This is a genomic window from Leifsonia sp. Y862 (assembly GCF_057669585.1).
Genome location: NZ_JBYHFR010000003.1, coordinates 536,012 through 555,083 on the forward strand (window position 1 = coordinate 536,012; position 19,072 = coordinate 555,083).

Here is a 19,072-nt window from a genome sequence, read left to right on the forward strand (position 1 = left end):
GCGTGTCGCATGCCCGCGTAACGCGGCGCATCTCGCTGCTTCGTACTCTAAAGTTGTGGACGTGACAGACGCACGCACCCAGCTCATCGACCACATCTCGAACAAGGCAGTCTTCCATGGTGACTTCACGCTCACCAGCGGCAAGAAGGCCACCTACTACGTAGATCTGCGTCGAGTAAGCCTTGACCACGAAGTGGCACCCTTGATCGGCCAGGTCATGCTCGACCTGATCGCCGATATTCCGGATGTCGCCGCCGTCGGCGGCATGACGATGGGCGCAGATCCCGTTGCCGCCGCCGTGCTGCACCAGGGCGCAGCCCGCGGTGCGAGCTATGACGCTTTCGTCGTACGCAAGGAGCCCAAGGACCACGGCCGCGGCAAGCAGGTCGAAGGACCTGACTTGAACGGGAAGCGCGTCATCGTGCTCGAGGACACCTCGACCACCGGTGGGTCGCCGCTTGCGGCCATCGAAGCGCTGCTGAAGGTCGGAGCGATAATTGCCGGCGTCGCCGTGGTCGTTGACCGCAACACGGGCGCCAAGGAGATCATCGAAGCAGCCGGCTACCCGTACTACGCTGCGATCGGGTTGGAAGACCTGGGGCTCAGCTAGTGCCGGAGGGGCATGAACGGGAGCCCGGCGACCTCGCCTGGCTGCAAGCTCAGCTGGGCGCAGGCGCAGGCGACGGCGTCGACGACGCGGCCGATGTTGCAGGCGCAGCAGATGCAGCAGAGGTAGCTCAGGCTGATGACGGTGCAGAGACCGTTGCACCTGTCGAGGCAGTCGCAGCCCCGGTTGTTCCAGTTGTTCCTGCTCCTCCTCATGTCCCGGCAGCGGCCCCATCGCCGAGCGCCGCGGCGCCTCAGCCGTGGGGCCCAGGGCAGATCGCCGTGCCGCGACAGATCCCCGCTCCTGCTGCATCTGCTCCCGTAGCGTCGACTCCCGCTGCATCTGCTCCCGCTGCGTCTTCTCTCACTCAGCCTCCGGTCACTCCGCCCGCTGACATGCCTGTGCCCGCCGACGTAGCCGTGTCGGTCGAAGCGACCGCTCCTGTTTTCGAGGTGGCTGACCAGCCGGCACCCGGCATCCGTGCCGTCGCGGCTGACCCAGAGCCGTGGTGGACCACTGCCGCCAGGGCCCCACTGGTTCTCACCCCTGAGGAGGAGGCTGCCCGTCGCGGTGGCGCACCGGTGCCACCGCTCTACGTCGCGCCTGTTGCCGCGGTTGCCCCCGCTGCCAAGGTCGGGCTTTTCGGACGACGCCGTCCACTCGAGCCAGCAGCTGAGATCGAGGCAGAGACCGAGATCGAGATCGAGGCCGAGGCCGCGATTGAGACGGGGATCGAGGCCGAAGCGCAGGCCGAGGTTGTTGACGACGCCACTCCAGATGCAACCGCCGAGACCGCACTGACGGCGGGGATCGAGGCTGAGGCCGACGCTGAGGCCGAGAAGACCAAAATCCTCGATGCGGTTCCTGCTGCCGCACAGATCGCGGCTGACTCCCCGCAGAGCAACCAACGCACGGATGACCTGGACCCGTTCAGCGCGCTGCTGGCAGGGCCGGCCGTCGAGTTCGGTGCGATCGACACCGCGGCGAGCAATGATGCCTCGGCCGCTGGCACAGCAGAGGCGCCCATTACGTTCTCACCGTTCGGACTGACCCCTGAGCGACCTGCGGCGGCGACCACGGTCATGCCCGCCGTTCCCGTAGTCACGTCGGCCACCGTCGACGCCATGCCGGTTGCCACGAAGCTCATGACGCCCACACCCCTGACGCCGGTGGGCAGCAACGGCAGCGGCATTGGTAACGGCGCAGGCGCATCAGGTCCCGGTATTCCTGCGGGCGATTCCGGAAGTGGGGGCCAGAAGCCGCCAGCCGCAAAACACACCGTTCTGTTGTTGAGCGTTGCGGCTGCGCTCGTCGGCGTGCTCGTTCTGGTCGGGCTCTTCTTCTTGGGGCAACGCGTGGTCGGCGACCCGATCGCGGAGTCGACGCCCACTGCGCCAGCGACTCAGACCGCGACTCCCACACCGACACCCACCCAGACGCCGGCGGTCACCGCGCCGCAGGCACCTGGCGTGCACGCGTGGAACACCATGTTCGGCACAGAGTGCCTGCAGCCATTCGGATCGCCGTGGGACGAAGAGTTCACGGTCGTCGACTGTGCAGAATCGCACTCGGCCCAGCTGGTATCCCGTGGTTCATTCGGCGAAGACCCGGCAGCCGAGTTCCCGGGCGACGCAGCCCTGGCCGCCCAGATCAATGTGCTCTGCACCGTGCCAGGCATCATCGACATGAGCGCGGCAGGTGCCTTCCCCGACCTGCAGTTGCAGGGCACCTACCCCATCACAGCCGAGCAGTGGGCGAATGGCGAGCGAAGCTACTACTGCTTCATCACCCGTTCATCTGGTGAGCCGCTGACCGGGAGTGTTGCCGGTCCTGGCCCCACGGCCTGACCCACGGCATCCGTCTGACACAAAACGCCCCCGATCTCCGATGGAGACGGGGGCGTTTCAGTACGTGCGTGTGGCTAGTTGAAAATGAGGCTGAGCACGGTCGCGCCGCCGCTGCCGAGCACCAGCACGATCACGATCGTCCAGACAATGACGCGCTGGCGTCGCTTGCGCTTGTCGCTGTAAATCGTGGTGTCGTCATCGCTGCTCATGGCGTCGCCCTTCGTAAGTTATCTCTGGCCCAGATTTCGTCAGACTCAGATTTCGTCTGACTCTACGGGCTCTTTGGCAACCAGCACGTGAACGCCGTCCAGAATCTCGTCTGGGCGGAACGGGTAACGGTTGATCTCTGCTTCGTCGCTGATTCCGGTCATCACCAGGATGGTGTGGAGGCCGGCTTCAATTCCGGCCACAATGTCGGTGTCCATCCGGTCACCGATCATGCCGGTGTTCTCGGAGTGCGCGCCGATACGGTTCATGGCCGACCTGAACATCATCGGGTTCGGCTTGCCGACCACGTACGGCTCCATGCCGGTGGCCTTCGTGATGAGTGCGGCAATCGCGCCGGTCGCCGGCAGCGGGCCGTCGGCGCTCGGGCCGGTGGCATCCGGGTTCGTCACGATGAATCGGGAGCCGCCAAGAATCAAGCGGATGGCCTTGGTGATCGCCTCGAACGAGTAGTTGCGCGTTTCGCCAACCACCACGTAGTCGGGGCTGGTCTCCGTCATGATGAAGCCGGCTTCGTGCAGGGCAGTCGTGATCCCAGCCTCGCCGATGACAAAGGCGCTGCCGTCCGGCTTCTGCGAGCGCAGGAAATCGGCTGTCGCGAGCGCAGAGGTCCAGATGCGTTCCTCTGGAACGATCAGCCCTGAAGCCCGGAGGCGCGCACTCAAGTCGCGTGGGGTGAAAATTGAGTTATTGGTGAGTACCAGGAACGGGGTTCCGGAGTCGGTCCACTGCGCCAGTAGCGCTGCGGCTCCCGGCAGTGGGCTGTTCTCGTGAACCAGTACACCGTCCATGTCGGTGAGCCAGCATTCGATCTCGTCACGGCGTGCCATGGGAGCTCCTCTCGTCGGTCCCCAGCCTATCGGCGGATGGTTTCGCCCTTGTGACGTTTGCTAGGCCGAAACCCAGATAGCCGCGCAGGCCTCCGCGGGCAGGTTCACTGTGGTTCCGGATGCCAATCTCAGCGTTCCGGCATCGGCCACGGTGACGGGCGTGCTGGGGCTGACCCCCGCGGAAGCGAGTAGCCGCAGCACCGCTGGGTCCCTGTCGCTCACCCGCAGGACGGTACCGGAGTGGCCGAGCGGGGCATCCGTCAGCACGATCGCTGTCGGCAACAGCACCGTGCCATCTGACGCTGGGATCGGGTCGCCGTGCGGGTCAGACGACGGATGCCCGAGTCTGGCCGACATCGATTCGAGGAGCCGGTCTGAGATCGAGTGCTCCAAAACCTCGGCCTCGTCGTGGACTTCGTCCCAGGCATAGCCCATCTCGCTCACCAGCCAGGTTTCAATCAGGCGGTGGCGACGGACGACGGCTGTCGCCTGCTGGCGTCCGGCAGCTGTCAGGGTGAGCGGACCGTATGGCACGTGCGTCAAGAGGCCCGCCGCTGCAAGTTTCTTCACCATTTCTGTCACCGACGACGGGGCGACTCCCAGTCGGGTGGCCAGCGCTGAGGGCGTGATCGGCTCGGTCTGCCACTCGGTGTGGGAGTAGATGGTCTTGAGGTAATCCTCAGCGGCTGGGGTGGTCTGCTTCATTGGCCCTCGGTTTCATTGACTCTCAGACTAGCTAGGGCGCTCGGCGCGCGGGTTTGCTATGCGCCGCTGAATACGAGGACGAGCAGCATGACGTTCAGCGCAACGAGCAGCACCGCGGCGATGGCGCCGGCCGCTGTCGTGTACCAGCGATTGCGGAACGCGCCGAGGATGCCCCGCTTGGCCGTGATCCACACGAGCGGGATGAGGGCAAACGGTATGCCGAATGACAGCACCACCTGGCTGAGCACGAGGGCTTGAGTGGGATCGAAGCCGGAACCGAGTATGAACAGTGCAGGGATCAGTGTGACCAGGCGGCGGAGCAGCAGCGGAATCCGGATGCGCAGCAGCCCATGCATGATCTCGGCTCCTGCATAGGCGCCTACAGACGTCGATGCGAGACCGGATGCCAGCAGACCGACAGCGAAAATCGTCGCAATGGCCGGTCCGAGCGTCGTATAGAGCGCCTGGTATGCGCCCTCGAGGGTGTCTGTACCCGCAACCCCCTGGAGCGCCGACGCGGCCAGCAGCAGGATGGCGAGGTTCACCGTTCCCGCGATCAGCATGGCGATCGAGACGTCCCACTTGGTCGCCCAGAGCAGTCGACGCGTGTCAGAGCGCCCGACGAACTGGGGGAATCGGTCGCGGGCCAGCGCGGAATGCGCGTAGATGGCGTGCGGCATGATTGTCGCGCCGAGGATCGACGCCGCGAGCAGCACGGAGTTGGTGCCTTCGAAACGGGGGACGAGCCCTGACGCCACGCCAGCGACATCCGGTGGGGAGACGAAGACGCCGGCCGTGAAGCCGACGGCGATGATGAGAAGCAGCGCGATGATGACGCGCTCGAAGACGTGGGGACCCCGGCGACTCTGCACGGTGAGCACGAGCATGGAGATGGTGCCCGTGATTACGCCGCCGAGCAGGAGCGGAACGTTGAACAGCAGGTTGAGAGCGACGGCCCCGCCGATCACCTCCGCGAGGTCGGTTGCCATCGCGACGAGTTCGGCCTGCAGCCAGTAGAGCCGCCGGGCGGCTGGGCGACGGATGCGCAGGCCGAGGATCTCGGGCAGGCTCTTGCCGGTGACGATGCCCAGCTTGGCCGAGAGGTACTGGATCAGCCAGGCCATGATGTTTCCGGCAATGACCACCCACACCAGCAGGTAGCCATAGGCCGCGCCCGCCGTCATGTTGCTGGCGACGTTACCGGGGTCGAGGTAGGCGACCCCGGCCACCAGCGCAGGACCAAGCAGCCAGACGAGGCGCACGGATGCCGTGCTGCGGACGGGCGAGCCCGTGGCAGGAGACTCTTCCATGGTCTGGGCAGATTTAGGCATACCGAAAGCCTAACCTGATTTAGGGACACCGAAAAGGGGTGAGGATGCCTCGGTACAGCGGCTCAGCTGGGCCAGCTACGGTTGAACTGTGGAAATCACAGACGTGCAGCAGCCCCAGAATCCGAGTGCCGAATCCAACCCGACCGCGGAACTGTCGACCCATGGAGTGGGCCCGTGGCAAGGCGAATGGCCGGACGAGCCGCAGTACGACCCCGAACTCCTCCGGACGGGCGACACTCGGAACGTGATCGACCGTTATCGGTACTGGACGATGGAGGCCATCGTCGCGGATCTCGACGAGCACCGGCATCCGTTTCACGTTGCCATTGAGAACTGGCAGCACGACATGAATATCGGGTCGATCGTGCGCAGCGCCAATGCGTTCGCAGCCGACACCGTGCACATCATCGGGCGTAAGCGCTGGAACAAGCGTGGCGCCATGGTCACCGACCGCTACCAGCACGTGCTGCACCACCCGGATGTCGCGGACTTCCTGGCCTGGGCGAAGAGTGAGGACCTCCCGGTCATCGCCATTGACAACGTGCCCGGTTGCGTAAAGATCGAGACATTCGCGTTCCCTGAACGGTGCGTCCTGGTGTTCGGACAGGAAGGCCCTGGCCTCTCCGACGAGGCAATCGCGGCGTCTGATTCCGTGGTCGAAATCACGCAGTTCGGCTCCACTCGCTCGATCAATGCATCGGCCGCTGCGGCAGTGACGATGCACAGTTGGGTCATGCAGCACGTCACCTTCTGAGTGTTGTTCGTGAGCCGCCTAGACGTGTCGTTCTACGGGTGCGTTCCTGTGGGGCACAATAGGCACCATGGTTGTTGGCTGGGGGACGCGGCGACTCGTGAAGACGAGTGCACCGGTTGGTCGTGAGATGCTCATTGACGCGGGGATGGTCATTGCAGCGCGCCAGGGAACCAAGGCAGTGCGCTTTCGGGATATCGCCGCGGAAATCGGCTTGGATGCAGGCACTGTCAGCAAGCAGTTCAGGGATCATGACGATCTCACGGCAGCCCTGTTCGACCGTCTCATTCGCATCGTCATTGAACGAGTCACCGTTGACCCGGCACGGTGGCGAGAACTGCTGACGACCGGCGCAGAGACATGCCTTGAGGTCTTTCTCGAGTATCCGTGCCTGGGCGCCGAAGCTGCTGCGGGAAGAACCGTCGGTACTGCCGAGCTCGACATGATGGAAGCGGTGCTTGGCGCTCTGAGGGCGGCCGGGCTGAACGACAGCGAAATGCTGCGCTTTTACGCGGCGTACTCCAGCTTCACCTTCGCGTTCTGTGCAACAGCATCCCGCAATCTACTGGCTCCACGCACGCAGGCCAGCGTGCCTGGTTGGGTTCAGCCGGCGGCCATGCTCAGTCGTGACGAGCATCCGAACGCCACTGCCCTGTGGGCCCGACTCATCGCGCTCGACTACCACAGCACCTTCCTGAATTCGTTGTCTGTCATCTTCGACGGCATTGAAGCTTCGGCTGCAGGGGCTCGCGCCCAGGAGTAGAGTCGGCAGCCTTCCTGAGGTTTGTGAGAATCAACTGAGCCGACGGCGACCTGCTGCGCTAGCGTGGATTTATGACTGAGATCACTGATGATCTGCCCGCCCGCCTTCTTAACGAGGAACATGCCGGATGGCAGGCGATTCTCGCCGGTCGCGGTGGCAACTATTACCAGCGCCTCATGACGAAGGATGCCCTGACCATCGTCCCCGATGGCGTCTACGACCGCGAGGGAGTGGGAAAAGCATTCGAATCGTTCGTGCCATGGGATAGCTACGAGCTCATGGAGCCCGCCATCATCCGCCTCGGAACTCACGCAGGTGTCGTCGTCTATCGCGCCATCGCCAGCCGCGGGGATGACACGCGCCAGTTCCGGATGTCGACGACTTACCTGTACGAGGGCGGTGGCTGGAAAGTCGCGGCACACCAACAGACGCCCCTGTAGCCCGCTGCGGTGCTCGCCATGACCTACTCGATCAGGCTCGGCTCCAGGTCTCGCAGGGTGCGGAAGTGCGTCATCCGTGCCACGCCGAGAGCCGCGATGACCAGGGCGCCGACCAGCCAGATGGCCAGAACCGCCATGTCATTCATGGCGTAGGCCATATTGCCGCCGTACATGAGTTGTCGAAGGCCGTCGACCGCGAACGACATCGGCAGGAAATGGTGAACGTCTGCGAGCGGGGTGGGCAGCGTTTGCCAGGGGAAGGTGCCGCCGGCTGTCACCAATTGCACCACCATGAACACCAGCCCCAGGAATTGGCCCACACTGCCCAGCCAGATATTGAGGGCAAGGATGATCGCAGCTGCGGTGGCAGAGAAGAGCGCCATGAGCAGATACGTCTGCCACGGACTTTCGACCTTGAAGCCGAGTACGGCCGACACGACGAAGAAGAGTGCGACCATCTGCAGCGCCCCGATTCCGGCGGGGGTCAGCCAGCCAGCCAGGGTGATCTTGATGGGGGAGTGCAGCGCGGTGATCGCTCGACGTGATGCTGGCCTGACGATGAGGAACAGCGAATAGATTCCGATCCACGCCGCCAGGGCCACAAAGAACGGCGCGAGGCCGGCGCCGTAGGTACCGGCCTGCGCAATCGTCGAGGTCTGCACGTCGACGGGGTTCGCGATGTTCTTGGCCTGCGCCGCGCGGAGCTCCGGCGATGAATCCGGAATCTTCTCGATCCCAGAGTTCAGCCCCGTCAGCAGCGTATTCAGTCCGCTGACCAGTTCAGGGAGGCCGTTGGACAGCTCGGTGGCGCCAGAGCTCGCCTGGGCTGCACCGGTGGCCAGGGTGTTCGAACCGGATGCCGCCGTCGCTATGCCGCGGGTCAGCGCTGGAGCAGCATTGGCGAGTTCTCGAGCACCAGAGGCCACCTCTGCTGCCCCACCGGAGAGTTCATTGAGTTGGCCGACGACCCCCTGCACGCGGGAGTTTCCCTCTTTCACCCGCGTGCCGAACTCGTCAAGGGTTGCAAGGACCTGGTTGATCTGGTCCGCCGTCAGCACTCCCGAATTGGTCAGTTGCTGCGCGATATCCGCGCGCGCCTGCGGAAGCCGATTGACGACATCCTGCGACACCGCACCCACGTCGTTCCCCACCGTGGCGATCCGCGCATCGCCGGCGGCGACTTGGGCCGCCCCGCTGGCAAGCTCTGCGGATTCGGATGGAAGCGTGGCGGTTGCAGACGCCAGTGTCTGCAGTCCGTTCCGCAGGGTCGCCGATCCGGTCGCCAGTTCAGCGTTGCCGGCGGCCAGCTTCGCTGCTCCGGTTGCCGCTGTCGTGGCACCGTCCACGAGCTTCTGCGTGCCATCCGCTGCCTCGACAAGGCTGACCCTGATGGTGGCGAGTCCATCAAGGAATTGGAGGGCGGCCTCCTCGTTGACCTTCGCCACGATGGCGGCCTCGATGGTCTTCACCGCCTGTTCGCCGATAGTGGTGCCCAAATAGCTGTTGGCATCGTCAGTGGTGAGGATCACCTGCGCCTGCGTCGGGGAATCCCCGGACGATGACGCAATATCCTGTGAGAAATCGGCTGGCAGCGTGAGGCTGAACTCGTACTTCTGGTTGTCGACACCCTTTTGGGCGTCCTCGGCCGACACCCGATGCCAGTCGAAGACCTTGCCCTTCAGCAGTTCGGTGGCGATCTCATCGCCGTAGTTCGTCTCGGTGCCGTTGACGGATGCGCCCGTGTCCTCCACGACGAGGGCGACAGGAATCTCGTCGAGTTTTTGATAGGGATCCTGGTTGGCCCAGAGGTACAGACCGCCATACAGAAGTGGCACGATCCCGAGGGCGATCAGGGCAAGCACGGCCATGGGGGTGCGGGTGAGGCGACGAAATTCGGCCGCGATCATGGCTGGAATCTTCATGACTCCTCCTTGCTGATGCTGCTGACGTTACTGCTCGGTATCTGCATCCCTGGCGGTGTAGTCCGACTGGTCGGACAGACCTGGCCGTTCGTGTTCGAGTTCCACTTCGCGATCGCGCTCAAGGGCGAGCTGGGCTTCGCGTGTCGCGATGGCTTGGGGGCTGCTCGCGCCCAGGGCCGGCGCATGAAAGACCCCGCCCGCGATCGTCGGCAGTCCGAGAGCGGTTGCGGAGGCCACGCCGGCGATGGCAAGAACGGCAAAGCCCCTGGCGGCAAGATCGGTCGCCCGTGTCCACCAATCTGCCGGGTCTCCGCCGTGCCTGTCGGGGGCCGTGATCACGAGGGCGTCGACGTCCTGGCGCATGGTGGCCAGTTCCGTCAGCAGTCGAATGCGCACGATGGCGGGAACGGTACCGATGGTCCAGCTCTGCCAGTCGTGGTAGCCGAGTTCAGAGATGGCGCGACGCACAGAGACAGGTCCGGCCGGTCGCCCTGCGAACATCAGCTCCTCGGCAACGATGGCGTAGACGGTGACGTCGACGTCTGGGTCGTTGACGTCCGGTGCGTCAATCAGGGCGATTCGCCTGCGCATCTGGGCGTAGTCGGTTTGACCATCGATGGACACCTCGCCGGTGTCTGGTCGCATGCGGCCAGAGGCGAGGAGGCCGAGGACGCTGGGCCGCTGGGCGGTCTCGGCCACCGCGAGACTCGCACGCCCACTGCTGAACTCGATTGAGGTTTCGGGCAGCGCGGATCCTCGGCGGCCCTTACTCACCCCGGTGAGCGTGATAATCATGCGCCCTCCCACCTGCAGTGCACTCAGCCTAGGCGGGCGTTGTCGAACTTGTTAGGAGTAGTCCCGCATTGACATTGGTGGTAGTGGGGTTAGACTGACTGGTCAGTACAAAAGAAAGAAGGATTCGACGTGCAGTCGACTATTTGGACGGATGGCCTTGCAGTGCAAGCCAAACGTGGCGCCGTTTTCGGGCCGGTCAGCCTCGACATCGGGTCGGGCGTCACCGCCCTCTGCGGTCCATCCGGCAGTGGCCGCACCAGCTTGCTGCTCACCCTTGCCGGCCGAATGAAGCAGTCGTCTGGCTCAGCAGAGGTTCTCGGCCACTCACTTCCGGGTGCTGCCCGCGGCGTGCAGAAACGCACTGCCATTGCCGGTTTCGACGGCATCGACTCCCTCGAGGAGTCCGTGAGCGTTGGCGCGGCCGTGCGTGAGCGCGAATCCTGGATCTCACCCTGGTGGAAGTTCATATCGAAGCCGAGTGACCGGCGTTTCGCCGCCATGGCCACGCCGATCTTCGGTTCAGCACCGCTGCCGAAGGTGAGTGACACCATCTGGGACCTCACCGAGCTGCAGTCCCTTCTGCTCCGCATCACCCTGGCCATGCTGTCGAACCCCGAAGTCCTCTTCGTCGACCAAATCGAGCAGCTCCACGAATCCGCATCTCGCCGCATTCTCTGGGAGAGCCTCGCGGCCATCGCGGAACGCGGCACAGTCGTCGTCGTTGCGGCCACCGCAGGAGAGCCAGAGCTCTGGACCACCCTGCGCGACATCCCCACCGTCATCGCGATCAGCGAGGAGAACTAACCGTGTTTGCCTTCCTTTCCTCCGGCACCGAACTGCAACGGTTCCGCAAGGGCACCCTGCCGAAGATCTCGCTGGCCGTGCTCCTCTTTATCCCACTCATTTACGGCGCCCTCTATCTCTGGGCGTTCTGGGCTCCAACCGATGAGCTGACGAACCTGCCCGTTGCCCTCGTCAACGAAGACGCAGGTGCCGAGCGTGAGGGTGACCCTCTCACTGCGGGCGACGACCTCGTCGACAAGCTGCTCGACGGCCACGACCTCGACTGGCAGGTCACGGATGCGGCCGACGCGGCCGCTGGTGTGTCAGACGGCGGATACTACTTCTCGGTGACCATCCCGGAGAACTTCTCCGAGAACGCCATCTCTGCGGGCACCGACAGTCCGACGCAGTCTGTCTTGCAGGTCAACTACAACGACAGCAACAGCTTCCTGGCCTCCACGCTCGGCAAGCAGGCCATGGTGCAGCTGCGCGACACGGTCGCCCTCACCATCGGTGACCAGACGGTCAACACTCTTCTCGTCGGGCTGCACGATGCAGGAGCCGGTCTCCAGGATGCAGCCGATGGTGCGCTCCAGCTGGCCGACGGCCTCGATACGGCCAAGGCGGGCGCCGGTGACCTGGTTGTCGGCCTGTCCACCCTGGCTGATGGCACCGTGTCCCTGAACGACGGCGCCGGCAAGCTCGCCACGGGAGCAGATTCCCTGTCGAATGGCCTTGGCACGTTGTCGACCGGCGCGTCGACTCTGTCCGCCAAGTCTGGTGAGCTCGCTGCCGGTGCGGGCACCCTCGCGTCCGGGGCGGAAACGCTCAAGGACGGCACCGGACAGGTTGCTGCCGGAACCGCCCAGGTTGCGGGCAGTGTGCAGGCCATGATCGACACCATCAACTCGCTCCCCGCTGGCACTCCGGCGGCAGCGATCGTGCCGAAGCTCACCGAGTTGCAGCAGGGCGCGGCGAAGGTTGAGGCTGGCGCGGCGCAAGCGGATGCCGGCGCAGCACAGCTGGCAGCCGGCAGCGGAACGCTGGCGACCGGTGCGAGCCAGCTCAGCGCTGGTGCACAGCAGGTATCGGCCGGAATCTCGACCGCCCAGTCTGGTGCGGCAACACTGGCTACAGGCGCCCACAGCCTGCTCACCGGAACCGAGACGCTCGTCGACGGTTCCGAGGCCCTGCTCGACGGCGGAAGCCAGCTGGAGAGCGGAGCCACCCAACTCGTCGATGGCAGTCACACCCTGGCCGACGGTCTCACCGATGGTGCAGCACAGATTCCGAATGACTCAGAATCGCTCATCAACGAGAAGTCGTCGATCATCTCCGACCCGGTCACCCTCGACCAAACCTGGGACAACGAGTCATCGACCTTTGGTGAAGGTTTCGCCCCGTTCTTCATCGCACTCGCCACGTTCGTCGGTGCCTTGATCTCGTGGCTGATCCTGCGGGCGCTGCCCACCCGCGCCCTGGCGACATCCGCCAGTGGACTCCGCACAGTGATGACCGGGTTCCTCCCGGCCATGGCGATCGGCCTTGGCCAGGTCATCATCATGGTGCTCGTGCTGGTCTACGGGGTCGGCCTCGAACCCGTGTACTGGCTGGCGACCAGCGCGTTCATCTATCTGACAACGCTCGCGTTCCTCGCCCTGCAGCAGATGTTCATCATCCTGCTTGGCTCTGCGGCCGGCCGTGTGGTGAGCCTGGTGCTCCTGATGCTCCAGCTCAGCTCGTCTGGTGGCACATACCCTGTCGAAACGACGCCGACGTTCTTCCAGGTGCTGCACCCGTACATGCCGGCGTCATGGGTCGTCAGTGGGCTGCGGGAACTGATCACCGGCGGGATCGACTATAGGCTGTGGCTTTCGGTGGGATTACTCGCCGTGCTCCTGGTCGCCTCACTTGCCATCAGCTCGTGGAGTGCAGCCAGGCAGCGGATGTGGACGATCGCTCGCCTGCACCCCGAACTCACGATCTAAGCGCGGAAAGGTGCTGCCATGCCACGGGTGAGCGGAACCAAGAAGGCCATCCTCGACGCAGCCCTTCAGATTGCGGCGTCGAAAGGCATCACCGGAACGACCATGGACGAGGTCGCCGAGCTCGCCGGCGTGGCCAAAGGCAGCCTGTATTACAACTTCACGAACAAGGACCAGCTGTTCGAGGAGTTGCTGGAGGAAGGAGTCGGTGCCCTCGCGGAGATTCTTCGCGAGGCCCGCTCCGGCCTGCACGGCTGGGAAGCCATTGAAGTACTCGTCGACACCCTGCTGCTCCGTATCTCAGAGAACACGGCGCTGGCCAAACTGATGGCCGCGGAGATCTTCCGAACGGATCGGGCCTGGCAGGAAACGCTCTTTGCCCTTCGCCACAACGCGCTGGGTGAATTTGCGTCAGCCATCGCGGAAGCTTTGCCGGAGTCAGAGGCGCGCTCGACGAGTGACCTGATGGCCAGCAGCGTCTTCGGTGCGGTGCTGATGGGCGGACTCGAATGGCTGGTGTTCGAATCGGAGCGGTCACGCGACGACGTGGCTGCGATCATCCTGAGCTCACTCAGCGGGAGCCTGAAACCCTGATCTGTCGCGTGTTCGAGCGCTCACGAAGAATCAACCGCCAGCATTCACAGGGTGGCGCGGTAGCCTGAGCAGGTGACCGGCAAAAATCTGCTCGACAAGCCAGAGACCCTTCTTCCCGCTGAGGCTGACGTACTAGCGGCGCTGAGCGCGGGTACCCGCGATGATGTGGCGGCTGTTGTCATCGCGCATCCGACGTCACCGATGGCATGGGCGGAGCTTGCCGATGTCGCGCACTCTGAGGGGCGCTACCTCGAGTCGTACGCGTATGCCAGAGTCGGGTACCACCGCGGACTCGACGCGCTGCGCAAGGCCGGATGGCGTGGAGCAGGCTCGATTCCCTGGAGCCACGAGCCCAACCGTGGCGTTCTGCGGGCCTTCTTCGCGCTTCGCAGGGCCGCCAGGGAAATTGGTGAGCTCGATGAGGTTGAGAGACTGACCGCTCTTCTCAATGATTCCGACGATTCAGCGATCGCTCGCATTGAATCGCTGCACACCAGCACGCAGCTGATCTCCGTGATCAGGCCAGAAGAGCTGGCTTCCGCCCTCGACCAGGCCGATTCCTCGAACTAGGCGCCCCGCCGGCTCCGGCTGCTTCGGTAGCGACTGGCCACTACGGTGTACCCGGCCGACGAAAATGCAGCACCCCCCAAATACGGGGTAGGGGTATTGTTGGCATCCATTGTCTGACGTCATACTAACGTCCGTGCTGCTGCTGCAGCAGTTATGACTGACTCCCCAGCGTTCATGAGTGCGAGGGATCCGAGCCCCGAGGACACCGATGCCCCGCCACTCACATCTCAACACCCGTCTGACCAGACGGATCGTCTCCATTGCCGGTGCTGGAGCGCTTCTCCTCGGAATGAGCGCGTGCTCGGGGATTGCATCGGATGGCGCCACTGACGTCTCATCGTCCAACGCGGAATCGGTGACACAGGCCGCCGCCAATTCGGCCGCATCGCGCCCGGGGCCGACGGGGGCCCCGAAATCCCCATCGAGGCCACACGCGAAGCCAGCGCCACGCCCCACAACCACGCCGACCGCGATACCCACAACGCAACCGACGGTGAGCCCGGCGCCGAGTGCGTCCCCGAGCCCTGCGGCGACGGCTGTTCCAGAGCCGGCTCCAAGTCCAGCACCGACGCCGACTCCGACGCCGGCTCCGACGCCGACGCCGGCTCCGACGCCGGCCCCTGCACCGATTGACGGCTACGACCTGTCGACGCTTGCTGCCACTGGGTTCTACGACACCACGGCCACCGGTGCTGAGCGAGTGCTTCGCAACGACCTGTCTGGGGCGCTGAGCGGCCAGGTGCAGTTCGCCCAAAGCCACACGATCGACGCGAATGGCAATCGCGCGAAGAACATGCCGACCCTCGTCACGCAGCGTGCTGCACTGTTGCTGTTCTCCCCGGCGAAGGCTGCACGTTCAGTGAAAGTCGAGGTCAGTATCGGTGGTGTCGTCACCCGCACGATCGCACTCGACGACCCCACCAGGATTCCGCGCTCGGACATGGACATCACGGGTAACAGGGAAGACGTCGTCTACACGCGGATGGCCTGGACAACCGAGCTTCCGTGGGACGTGATGAAGACCGGCCTGTCCCTGAAGTTCACAACCGATACCGGCGAGACAGGCGTGCTGGCTGCGGACAAATTCGAGTTCGCCGCTCCCACTGAGCTCATCCTCAGCTCCATCGAACTCGGAATGCTGACTGACGCGCCGAAGTCCAGTGGCCACTACCTGCTCAACGAACCGGAAGAAGCCGGGTCAGACTACTTCCAGACAGTTCCCGTCGCCAAGATGATCGTCGCCAAGTACGAACCAGTGAGCCTCTCGAAGGTCATCGTGGCGAGCGGCGCGATCTACACCGATGCCAGTACAGGAACGGGCGACGTCTACAGCGGCGACCTGCGTGAGAACGTGGGCAAGGCCCAGGTGAGCACAGGCATCAACCTCGCAAACTTCGGCACGTCGAGCTCCAGCATGAACCAGGTGCAGCCGGGCACGTTCAATGAGCGGATCATCCACCACTCGGCTGGCAAATACTCCAACGGTGTGCAGACGCATGGCCTGAGCGGTGGCAACGGCATGGCGACGCTCTACGACTCCATGGGCAACGAGTTCAGCCACGAACTCGGCCACTCCTACGGTCTCGGCCACTTCCCCGGAGTCGACAGTTCCAAGACCGGTGATGACAAGGTCATCAACGCGAGTCACCACAGCGAAAGCGGCTGGGGTTACATCGCCTACCGCGATCGGATGCGGTCCAATCTGGCGGGCAGCAGCGCATTCCTGCCCGGTGGGTTCGACGTGAATGGCGATCCGTTCCTGCAGAACTACCTGGGCGCCTACAACTACAACCGTGACTCGATGGCCGGTGGCTGGGTCACCAGCACGCTCTCGGAGTACACCCACTACACGGGTTACAGTGCTGACATCATCCAGCGCTCGCTCAAGACTGTGGTGCCCGACCTTGCCTACCCGAGCGGATACCGCGACTGGGACACCACGACCGGCACGTATGTCGATGCCAAGGTTCAGAACCCGACGTTCAGCTCGCCGAAGCCCAGCAAGGTCGGCGTTCCCGTCTTCACCCTGCTCGGCGGATACAACCCGGCCACGGACGACCAGACCGTGATGTACCCGGCCTTCCGCAGCAACTACGGAAACGTCTTCACTCCGGCTGCAGGGTCAGTAGACACGACCGTGATGAATTCGACGCGCCAGTGCTGGATCTCCGTGTCCTTCCTCGACGGACACGTAGAGAACAGTGCACTGCTGGCCACCGATGGCGTCAAACAGTTCAACGTCAACATCGCAGACGGCGACAAGCCGACCGGTGCTGGAATCAACTGCCGCACGGATGGCGTAACCACCCAGCTGGGCGACTCGATCACGATCGCTACCGACCTCGCGGCGCTAAGCCCGGCCGTCATCGTGGGCGAAGCCCAGGGCTACAGCGCACTCCGAGCGGTCGAGATCGTCGAACTTGAGACGTCGTTGCAGAAGCTGGTCGGCGCAGCCGTCCCTATCCTGCCCGCACCAGCGGCTCTCCAGCTCTCCAGCTGGGCGAGCGATCTCAGCGGCTTGAGCGCGACATCCGCAGAAGTGGTCGTACGCTACATGTCCCAGCAGGTCGCAGCGAGCGACGTTGAATCGTTCGTGAAAAAGAACAAGGTGGCGCTGGTGGCCGGCGATGCGGCAGCGAGGGACAAGCTGGTTGAGGTGCTGGTCAACAACCGCATGACGGAGAACGGATCCGTTGGACTGCCACAGGGTGCCCAGCTCACCGTGGACGGCGGGCGGTGCCTGAGCGTCGACGATGTCGGCGGGAAGAACAGCGTCGTTGCCACGGCCACGAGTAAGTTGTGTGCCGATGTGGAGGAACAGCGCTGGATCACGGACGTGCGCGGCGCTATCCACAACGCTGCGCTACCTGGTCTGTGCCTCACCGCAGGCACGCCGGCGACACTCACGTCGTGCTCTGTCACGACCGGGTCGCAGGTCTGGACTCTGGAAAGCGACGGTCACCTGAAGAGTGCGACGTCGAGTTACCTCGATTTGTACAAGCACCTGACCCCGAGCACGCCCGGGATGTACAGCAGGCAAAGTGGTGCCAACCAGATCTGGAAGGGACTGACGTCGAGCTCGCATCCCGCGCTGGTCTTGTTGAGCGCTGACACGCTTTCGCTGCTGCATTCCCTGAAGCTTCCTGTTTCATAGCGGAGCCACCCCAGCAGGCCGGGGGCAGCGCCCGGGTAAGATGGGGTGAATTCTGCGCTGCACGGCGCCGCTTCGGGGGCCGGCCAGCGAGTTCATCAGGAGGAGCACGACACATGCCAGCGATCGTTCTGATCGGAGCCCAGTGGGGCGACGAAGGCAAGGGAAAAGCGACGGACCTTCTCGGTCCTCGCGTCGACTACGTTGTGAAGTTCAACGGCGGCAATAACGCCGGGCACACAGTGGTCGTCGGCACTGAAAAGTACGCCTTGCACCTGCTGCCCTCCGGCATCCTGACTCCCGGGGTCACGCCGGTTATCGCAAACGGCGTGGTGGTCGACATTGAAGTTCTCTTCGAAGAGCTCGATGCGCTGAGCGCCCGCGGAGTCGACGTCTCCAAGCTCAAGGTGAGCGCAAACGCTCACGTCATCACCCAGTACCACCGCACGATCGACAAGGTCACCGAGCGGTTCCTTGGGAAGCGCCAGATCGGAACGACAGGCCGAGGCATCGGCCCAACGTACGCCGACAAGATCAACCGCGTCGGCATCCGCATCCAGGACCTGTTCGACGAGAACATCCTGCGCCAAAAGGTCGAGGGCGCGCTCGAGCAGAAGAACAACATGCTCGTCAAGATGTTCAACCGTCGTGCGATCACGGTCGACGAGATCGTGGAAGACCTGCTGAGCTACACGGAGCGCCTGCGCCCCATGGTCGACGACACCGCGCTGACGCTGCACAACGCACTCAACGACGGCAAGACCGTGCTGTTCGAGGGTGGACAGGCAACGATGCTGGATGTCGACCACGGCACATACCCATTCGTCACGTCATCGAACGCCACGTCGGGCGGTGCGATCACCGGTTCGGGAATCGGGCCGAACCGTATCGACCGCATCATCGCCGTGGTCAAGGCGTACACGACGCGCGTCGGAGCCGGACCGTTCCCCACAGAGCTCTTCGATGAGTCAGGCGACTTCCTGCGCAACAAGGGCTTCGAATTCGGTACGACCACCGGCCGGCCTCGCCGCACGGGATGGTACGACGCTCCTGTTGCGCGCTACACGGCGCGGATCAATGGCGTGACTGACTTCGTGCTCACCAAGCTCGACGTGCTGACGGGCATCGAGAAGATCCCTGTCTGTGTCGCGTATGACGTAGACGGCGTGCGCTTCGATGAGGTGCCGGTCTCGCAGTCCGACTTCCACCACGCGACTCCTATCTATGAAGAGTTCCCTGGCTGGACCGAAGACATCACCGGAGCCCGGACGTTCGAGGATCTGCCGCAGACGGCCAAGGACTATGTGCTGGCCCTGGAGAAGATGAGCGGTGCCCGGATCTCCGTGATCGGCGTCGGCCCCGGCCGCGACGAGATCGTCGTGCGCCACGACCTCGTGGACTAGTCACCCGGTTCGTCGCGAAAGCCCCAATCGCCCCCTGTCGTCATCTGTAGATGCCGGCAGGGGGCGATGGTCGTTAAACCGCGGAAAATCAACGTTGAACACGTCGACACGCCCGGGATGTGGCGCTGGTTTGCAGGGATCGGGGGATCAGCGTATTGTTTTCTCTTGTCACCCCAAAGGTTCGGAAAGCGGAAAGCTTACCGGCCTCAAGCGGGGCCAATCCCAAGCAGAACAAAACGAAGTAATTCGTTCATTCGCTGCTTGATGAGTTCGGTTTTTCAAGAGAGTTTCTCTCTTGGGAGTCAGAACGAAAAAGTTACAAATCGTTGCCCCGGAGCGACAGCCGTAAGGCCTGAAGTCGGGTGCGTCC

17 protein-coding genes are annotated in these 19,072 nt (G+C 63.8%); 11 read left to right on the forward strand and 6 right to left on the reverse strand.

All coding sequences use genetic code 11. From position 1 onward, the window contains the following. The first annotated feature begins 61 nt into the window (after positions 1 to 61). Positions 62 to 610 (forward strand): orotate phosphoribosyltransferase, encoded by a 549-nt coding sequence (gene pyrE / locus AC25Z0_RS16770; RefSeq protein WP_488121235.1) that lies wholly within the window; start codon positions 62 to 64, stop codon positions 608 to 610. Further along, on the forward strand, positions 610 to 2,454 hold the full coding sequence (locus AC25Z0_RS16775) for a hypothetical protein (RefSeq protein ID WP_488133912.1): 1,845 nt from the start codon (positions 610 to 612) through the stop codon (positions 2,452 to 2,454). Before pyrE ends, AC25Z0_RS16775 begins: the two co-directional genes overlap by 1 nt. Positions 2,455 to 2,528: 74 nt before the next feature. Here AC25Z0_RS16775 and AC25Z0_RS16780 read toward each other — a convergent pair whose 3' ends face one another. From AC25Z0_RS16780 to AC25Z0_RS16795, 4 genes are read right to left on the reverse strand one after another with little or no spacing between them, the layout of a single operon-like run. Then, the gene (locus AC25Z0_RS16780; RefSeq protein WP_488121238.1) at positions 2,529 to 2,663 is read right to left on the reverse strand and encodes a hypothetical protein; all 135 of its coding nucleotides are present in this window, start codon (positions 2,661 to 2,663) and stop codon (positions 2,529 to 2,531) included. A gap of 45 nt (positions 2,664 to 2,708) precedes the next feature. After that, entirely contained in the window at positions 2,709 to 3,509 is an 801-nt protein-coding gene (locus AC25Z0_RS16785; RefSeq protein WP_488121239.1) for an HAD-IIA family hydrolase, read from the reverse strand. Between the two features lie 60 nt (positions 3,510 to 3,569). Next, positions 3,570 to 4,214 (reverse strand): metal-dependent transcriptional regulator, encoded by a 645-nt coding sequence (locus tag AC25Z0_RS16790; protein WP_488121240.1) that lies wholly within the window; start codon positions 4,212 to 4,214, stop codon positions 3,570 to 3,572. Positions 4,215 to 4,270: 56 nt separating this feature from the next. Continuing rightward, the gene (locus AC25Z0_RS16795) at positions 4,271 to 5,524 is read right to left on the reverse strand and encodes an Nramp family divalent metal transporter (RefSeq protein ID WP_488133927.1); all 1,254 of its coding nucleotides are present in this window, start codon (positions 5,522 to 5,524) and stop codon (positions 4,271 to 4,273) included. A gap of 115 nt (positions 5,525 to 5,639) precedes the next feature. Here AC25Z0_RS16795 and AC25Z0_RS16800 point away from each other — a divergent pair, with 115 nt between their 5' ends. From AC25Z0_RS16800 to AC25Z0_RS16810, 3 genes are all read left to right on the forward strand, one after another. Continuing rightward, a complete protein-coding gene (locus AC25Z0_RS16800) occupies positions 5,640 to 6,299 on the forward strand; it encodes a TrmH family RNA methyltransferase (RefSeq protein WP_488133928.1) in 660 nt (219 codons plus the stop codon). Positions 6,300 to 6,366: 67 nt separating this feature from the next. After that, positions 6,367 to 7,059 carry a TetR/AcrR family transcriptional regulator C-terminal domain-containing protein gene (locus AC25Z0_RS16805; protein ID WP_488121241.1) on the forward strand — a complete coding sequence of 231 codons (693 nt, stop codon included), beginning with the start codon at positions 6,367 to 6,369 and terminating at the stop codon, positions 7,057 to 7,059. Positions 7,060 to 7,130: 71 nt separating this feature from the next. Beyond that, positions 7,131 to 7,499, forward strand: coding sequence for a nuclear transport factor 2 family protein (locus tag AC25Z0_RS16810; RefSeq protein WP_488121242.1), 369 nt, complete (start codon positions 7,131 to 7,133; stop codon positions 7,497 to 7,499). Between the two features lie 23 nt (positions 7,500 to 7,522). Here AC25Z0_RS16810 and AC25Z0_RS16815 read toward each other — a convergent pair whose 3' ends face one another. After that, the gene (locus tag AC25Z0_RS16815; protein ID WP_488121243.1) at positions 7,523 to 9,421 is read right to left on the reverse strand and encodes a YhgE/Pip family protein; all 1,899 of its coding nucleotides are present in this window, start codon (positions 9,419 to 9,421) and stop codon (positions 7,523 to 7,525) included. 27 nt (positions 9,422 to 9,448) lie between these two features. Further along, positions 9,449 to 10,216 (reverse strand): hypothetical protein, encoded by a 768-nt coding sequence (locus AC25Z0_RS16820; protein WP_488133913.1) that lies wholly within the window; start codon positions 10,214 to 10,216, stop codon positions 9,449 to 9,451. A 129-nt stretch (positions 10,217 to 10,345) separates the two neighbouring features. On the opposite strand from AC25Z0_RS16820, the gene AC25Z0_RS16825 reads away from it, so the two are divergent. From AC25Z0_RS16825 to AC25Z0_RS16850, 6 genes are all read left to right on the forward strand, one after another. Then, complete coding sequence (locus AC25Z0_RS16825; protein WP_488133914.1) at positions 10,346 to 11,020, forward strand: ATP-binding cassette domain-containing protein; 675 nt, start codon at positions 10,346 to 10,348, stop codon at positions 11,018 to 11,020. Positions 11,021 to 11,022: 2 nt separating this feature from the next. Beyond that, entirely contained in the window at positions 11,023 to 12,987 is a 1,965-nt protein-coding gene (locus AC25Z0_RS16830; protein ID WP_488133915.1) for a YhgE/Pip family protein, read from the forward strand. An 18-nt stretch (positions 12,988 to 13,005) separates the two neighbouring features. After that, positions 13,006 to 13,578, forward strand: a complete 573-nt coding sequence (locus AC25Z0_RS16835; RefSeq protein WP_488121247.1) for a TetR/AcrR family transcriptional regulator — start codon at positions 13,006 to 13,008, stop codon at positions 13,576 to 13,578. A gap of 72 nt (positions 13,579 to 13,650) precedes the next feature. After that, positions 13,651 to 14,148: a DUF3151 domain-containing protein gene (locus tag AC25Z0_RS16840; RefSeq protein ID WP_488121248.1), complete on the forward strand. Its 498-nt coding sequence runs from the start codon at positions 13,651 to 13,653 to the stop codon at positions 14,146 to 14,148. Between the two features lie 493 nt (positions 14,149 to 14,641). Then, on the forward strand, positions 14,642 to 17,302 hold the full coding sequence (locus AC25Z0_RS16845; RefSeq protein WP_488133916.1) for a M66 family metalloprotease: 2,661 nt from the start codon (positions 14,642 to 14,644) through the stop codon (positions 17,300 to 17,302). Positions 17,303 to 17,415: 113 nt separating this feature from the next. Continuing rightward, a complete protein-coding gene (locus AC25Z0_RS16850) occupies positions 17,416 to 18,702 on the forward strand; it encodes an adenylosuccinate synthase (RefSeq protein WP_488121250.1) in 1,287 nt (428 codons plus the stop codon). The last annotated feature ends 370 nt before the right edge of the window (positions 18,703 to 19,072 follow it).